At 39.8% G+C, this 5,899-nt stretch carries 6 protein-coding genes; 4 read left to right on the forward strand and 2 right to left on the reverse strand.

Annotation, left to right across the window (positions count from 1 at the left end; genetic code table 11):
• Positions 1 to 892 (forward strand): IS30-like element ISLpl1 family transposase (locus tag FAY32_RS13965; protein ID WP_143464083.1); only part of this gene is annotated, 892 nt, incomplete at its 5' end.
• 120 nt (positions 893 to 1,012) lie between these two features.
• The gene (locus tag FAY32_RS13970; RefSeq protein WP_125702122.1) at positions 1,013 to 1,228 is read left to right on the forward strand and encodes a CsbD family protein; all 216 of its coding nucleotides are present in this window, start codon (positions 1,013 to 1,015) and stop codon (positions 1,226 to 1,228) included.
• A 461-nt stretch (positions 1,229 to 1,689) separates the two neighbouring features.
• Here the strand turns inward: FAY32_RS13970 and FAY32_RS13975 are convergent, their stop codons facing one another.
• Together FAY32_RS13975 and FAY32_RS13985 are read right to left on the reverse strand one after the other, a co-directional pair.
• Positions 1,690 to 2,265: a hypothetical protein gene (locus FAY32_RS13975; RefSeq protein ID WP_035457754.1), complete on the reverse strand. Its 576-nt coding sequence runs from the start codon at positions 2,263 to 2,265 to the stop codon at positions 1,690 to 1,692.
• A gap of 239 nt (positions 2,266 to 2,504) precedes the next feature.
• A protein-coding gene (locus FAY32_RS13985; RefSeq protein ID WP_112278733.1) for an IS3 family transposase occupies positions 2,505 to 3,574 on the reverse strand; the annotation gives its coding sequence in 2 pieces (ribosomal slippage) (positions 2,505 to 3,346 and positions 3,346 to 3,574; 1,071 coding nt in all).
• A gap of 125 nt (positions 3,575 to 3,699) precedes the next feature.
• On the opposite strand from FAY32_RS13985, the gene FAY32_RS13990 reads away from it, so the two are divergent.
• A complete protein-coding gene (locus FAY32_RS13990) occupies positions 3,700 to 4,752 on the forward strand; it encodes an ABC transporter permease (protein ID WP_046811107.1) in 1,053 nt (350 codons plus the stop codon).
• A 4-nt stretch (positions 4,753 to 4,756) separates the two neighbouring features.
• Positions 4,757 to 5,437, forward strand: a complete 681-nt coding sequence (locus FAY32_RS13995) for an ABC transporter ATP-binding protein (protein WP_046811108.1) — start codon at positions 4,757 to 4,759, stop codon at positions 5,435 to 5,437.
• The last annotated feature ends 462 nt before the right edge of the window (positions 5,438 to 5,899 follow it).

Genomic DNA, 5,899 nt, shown 5'->3' on the forward strand with positions numbered 1-5,899 from the left:
CACCTTTTGTGAACTAGGGCTGTCCAATAGCCAAATGGGCGTTCGGCTGAACCGATCACCGTCAACAATTTCTTATGAATTATCTCGATGTCAACCTTATCAGGCTGAATTAGCACAAACAGATGCCGAATACAAGCGATCACGATGTGGTCGGAAAACTAAGCTGAGCGATGAGTTAAAGCAAACAATTCTCAACCATTTACATCTAAGCTGGTCACCAGGAATGATTGCTCACGAATTTAAACTAGCTACTAAATCTATTTATAATTGGCTAAATCAGGGGAGAATTGGTTTCTCCTTGAATGATCTACCTGAACATGGCGTACGCCAACGGCGTAACGTTGACCAACGATCCAAATATAATCAATCTTTGGGGCGATCAATTGAACAGCGTCCCATGATGATTAATCAACGTAATCGCATCGGCGATTTTGAACTAGATACAGTCGTTGGTCCTCGTGGGCATAGTAAGGCAGTTTTATTAACTTTAATCGATCGCAAATCACGGTTCCTTTGGGCATACCGGTTAAAAGATCGGACGACAGCAACTGTTAATGAAGCACTAACTAAGTTCCTAACCACTTTTAATGGTCCGGTGCACAGCTTTACTGTGGACCGTGGCACTGAGTTTAGTGGGCTAGTATCACTTGAATCACAATATGGTATTAAGACCTATTACTGCCATGCTTATACGCCAGCTGAACGTGGTAGTAATGAACGCTTTAATCGGAATTTACGTTATTTTTATCCTAAGGGGACTCGTTTTGAGCACATTAGTGCTCAAGATTTAACGACGACGTTACTCCAAATTAACCAGCGACCGCTTAAAATACTCGATTGGCAAACACCGTATCAGGTTATGCTGACAAATTTGTCCAAAAATTCGGATTAAATTTGCAATCTACCTTATAAGTGTCATTCACACTATCTCTTGTAGGATCTCCTTATTAGACAAGCAAATTAAAATGTGGAATAATACTGTTGTAACAAATACATTATGGGAGGTTATATTATGAGTCTAGATGACAAAATTGATAGCACCAAAGATAAGGTAAGTGGAAAAGCTAAAGAAGTTGAAGGCAAGGTTACGAACGACAAGGCCCGCGAAGCTGAAGGTAAGGGTCAAGGTATTCTAGGTAAGGCTAAAGATAAACTGTCAGATTCCAAAGATGCTGTTAAAGATACGGTTGATAACGTAAAGGAAAAGTTAGATAAAGACGATAAATAAATTATCATTTTTAAGAAGACCAAAATCTGGTCTTCTTTTATTTTTTCACGCTTGTTACCCTGTTTTTTCTCCACACTGTAATACGCGGCTTATGTGGTCGCTGCGGCTTTTTACGTTACCACCGTCCATCTTTAAGCTGATGTTCTAAGTCACCCAAGCAACGTGTCTCTGTGCGACTGACAAGGCCAAATCTGCTATTTACCATCTGGCCCATGCCGGCCACCTCCAAATTTTGGGCAAAATAAAAACGCCACGCTATTTAGCACGACGTCTATTATCCTTACACCATCTTATCGAGCCGAGCACCCGCCTGTGCCCACTCCGGAAACTCATACCCGTATTTACTATGAATTAATCATGATATCGCCACCTCCTGACCATATGCAAAAAAAACAGTGATTAGCTGAACTTTTCGATAAATCTATTAAAAGTTTCCGTAGTCCCATTTGCAATTAGTACAACTAAAGCTTCATAGCTAATTTATCAAATTCTTGTATATCAATACCCGTTGCTCCAATTAAATCAAGAATAATCTCCTTTGCTAAGTCTTTACTATAGGAATTTAATTGTTCTGTGAAATCTGGCTCTTCACTTTCATACAGGCCATTGAGCAGTGGAATAATGTAACTATAGATATACACTATTAGTGGATATTCTTTTAATTCCACCAAAACGGTATCAGTTATCCCATCGCTAACCATTTTAGATTTTCTCGTATCAACAACAATTTGATTATGAACATCAACTTTAAAATATACCTTGTTACCACGCTCAGTTAACTCCATTCCGACACTTCTCAATGGAAACTGTCGGGCGATATGCATCTTTAAGACTGATAAATCAGTAATATTAGGTGAGCGACCAATTATCATATCTTGCAAATCATCTCGTTGAATTGTTCCCGAGAACGCATTCATTGCTGGCAATCCAATATCAGAATTAATTTGCCTGTTGTTTCGATCATATTTCCAAAACATCCAAGCAAAAAAGTTATCTTCAAGATAATCAGTACATTCAACATTGTCGTTGCCAATCAATTGAAGGATTTGGTCAACTCTAGTTTTGTCACTAGTGAATATAGCAACATATACTGCATCATCTACCTTTTACCAAGCAATTGATGAAATGCTAGCTAACGCTAGTCCTAGTGATAAATTGTCTAAACGCTTGCAAGCAATCTTTGCCCAAGCATCTATTTCTCGGCGTGATATGTTGGGTGCAATGATTGGCGCCGGTATGAATATTGCTCCTATGTCAATAAATGGCACATCTTTTTCTAAACACTCGTTCTAATTCTGTCGGAATTAAACCAACTGATGTAATTTGAGGTTCGGATTACCAAGTCCTCAAAATTGGAAAAAGTTGTTTGAAAGGCAAACTCTCTCTTCAACAATGAGTGAAAAGCTTCAATTGGCCCATTATCATAAGGATAACCTTGTTTTGAGTATGAGTGGCTAATCTGATGCCGTTCAAGTAAAGTTTCAACTTCGTTGCTGGTGTACTGTGAACCCATGTCAGAGTGAAAATATTGTGGCTTTTGATGACATTCAAGCGCCTGATTAATCGTTTCTACAACTAACGTCGCCTCCATCTGACGACCAATCTTGAAAGCAAGAACTTGATGAACCTTTGGTTCGTAAATAGAACTGAGATAAACCCAGGTTCCTGGACGTAATTCCAAATAAGTAATGTCAGCACGCCATATCCTTGCATTGGGCTGGTGCTTGATTAAATTGGGGCGTTGTGAATGATCCACATGAGTGCCAGGTTTTTTAAATCGCCGATTCATTAAAGAGTGAATCTCCATTTCCCTCATTAATCGTAAAATTCGTTTTGACCCAACACAGATGCCTGACTTGCGAAGCACCATCGTTATTCGTGGATAACCATAGGCACGATAATTATTTTCCCAAATCAATTCAATTTTTTCTTTGAGCTGATTATCAACACGTTCGTGTTGACTAGGTTGATATCTTTTCCAATGGTAATAGGTGCTGCGCGGTAATTTCAGTGCCGAAAGAATAATTGATAAGCGGTGTCGCAATAACTGATCTTCTATGAAGACAAGGCAATTAATTCGTCCTAATGCTTTCCCAGTAACACCGCCGCAGCTTTTAAAATTTCAAGTTCCTCCTTTAATCGCTGATTTTCCCTTTGAAGTTGTTTGAATTCTTTGGACGTTACTTCAGTACCGTCTTCTAGCTCAACTGATTTAGCGCCTTTAACCCAATTCCGAATTGAATCGGCTGAAGGACCGTATTCCTTGGATAATTCATCGGATCGTCGTCCCGCTTTAACCATCTCCACAATGGACTTTTTTAAGTCCTCTTCATAACGTGTAACCATAAATAAAAATGCTCCTATGATGATATTTTACCAAACTAGCAAAACTAGTCCGGAATCTCATCATAAGAGCATGTATACTTGTGTATAGTAAGTTTGCTGAACTGCAACAAATACAGGAGGAACAAATGTTTTTAGCAATTAGAGAGATTAAAAAAGAAAAACTACGGTACGGCTTGATTCTAACAGTCGTCGTCTTAATCAGTTATTTGATTTTCATTTTAAGTGCCCTGGCGCTCGGGCTGGCAACAGCTAACACCGCTGCGGTGGACAGCTGGCAGTCTAAGTCCTTTGTAATGACCAAAGACGCTAATGGCAATGCCGGACAGTCATTACTGACAACGAAACAGGTGGATCAGTTAAGCGACGACAAAACCGCAACACTTGGCATTACACCAGTTAATATGAAAATTGGCGGAAAACGTGAATCCGCACAATTCGTTGGGATGAATAACGACGAGTACATCGCTAAAAACCTACAATTAACCAAGGGGCACTTGCCAAAGGCAGCTAACGAAGTCGTCCTCGCTGACTCAGTTGATAAGGATATTTACGGTATGGGGGATAAAATTTCGATTGGGTTATCTGATACGAAATATAAAATCGTGGGTTATGCGAAAAATGCCACGTATAACACCGCACCTGTTATTTATGGCGCGTTAGCGCAATGGCGTGTCATTAAGGGCGTGTCAGATCAATTCCAAGGTAGCGTAGTTACTTCAAAAACGTCACAATCGGTCGATGATAAAGCATTAAAGACTTATTCATACCAAGCCTTTATCAATAAATTGCCAGGTTATACACCGCAAAAAGCGACGTTTGGTCTCATGATTGGCTTCCTGATTGTCATTTCATTGATTGTGATTACCATCTTCCTCTACATTCTAACGGTTCAAAAATTGCCTAACTTGGCAGTTTTGCGTGCACAAGGCATTCCAAATCGTTTCTTGGCCCAAAATACGTTATTTGAGACGTTCTTTATTATGGCAACTGGTATCGTCGTTGGTGCTGTACTATCGGCATTAACTGAATTTGGGATTCCAGATAGCGTACCAATGGCATTTGATTGGGGATTGATGGGACTCATTGCGGCCGGATTGATGGTAACCGGGTTACTGGGTGCAATCATTCCGATTCGTGTGATTAGTAAGATTGATCCGGTATCAGTAATTGGAGGTTAAAAAGATGCGTGAAGAAAAACTAGCCCTTGAACACGTGACGAAACAATTTGGTCAGAAAACTAATTTAGTTACGGCACTAGAAGACGTCAGTTTAGCGTTTAAAGCTGGTGAGGTGTCGCTTATCATTGGTCCTTCAGGATCTGGTAAAAGTACCTTGCTAACCATTTTAGGCGGGTTACAGACACCAACAGACGGCTCAGTTCGTTTGAATGGTCACGACATCAGTGATTTGAGTACCAAAGAAGCCGAAAAAACACGACTTGAACAAATCGGTTTCGTCTTACAGGCGTACAATCTCGTGCCATATTTAACCGTAGCAGACCAATTCAAACTTGTTGACCAGGTGAAGCCTAACAATAACCTCAGTCAAGATGGATTTGACAAAATTATTGAAACGCTAGGCATTCAAAAATTATTAAACAAATACCCTGGCGAATTGTCTGGCGGTCAACAACAGCGCGTTGCAATTGCCCGTGCGTTGTATACAGACCCGGCGATCATCCTAGCCGATGAACCTACGGCAGCATTAGATACGGCACGTGTCAAAGAAGTTGGCCAACTTTTTGCTAATATTGCGCATGACGAGGAAAAAGCAGTCGTCATCGTCACGCACGATGATCGTCTGCGAGAGTTTTCTGATAATGTCTACAAAATTGTCGACGGAAAACTATCTAATACGGACTGATTAACACACTTGCTCTTATGCTGATATTCCGGACTAGTTTTTCTCGTTTGGTAAAATATCATCATAAGAGCAATAGATTATTTAGTTATGTTTTTGTCGAGCTTGCATTTTTGCTAGTCCGCTTGTAGCAAGGGTTTCAGCCCAATATAATAACTAAAATTTATAAGGTTACTTTTCAAATGTGTTGATTATCCATTGCAGAGAAAAGAACACAATAAAAATGATAAGAATAGGAAGCAGTCTAGCCAGCCAAATATTGATGTTTGGATATTGTGACAGAGTATGATAGAGCCATTGGGCAATTATAAAAGCGCCCAATCCGCTGACGATTTATTTGATGTTTTTATACATGTTATTTCTCCAGGTAGCGTCAAGAATCTTGTGTAAATGAAATGCCTTCGTACATATAATATGTAACTAACTCAAATAAATGATGCTTCCAAGGTGTCCTGGAGTCCTTTA

The organism is Levilactobacillus enshiensis (assembly GCF_007115095.1).
In the GTDB taxonomy this organism is placed as follows: Bacteria; Bacillota; Bacilli; order Lactobacillales; family Lactobacillaceae; genus Levilactobacillus; species Levilactobacillus enshiensis.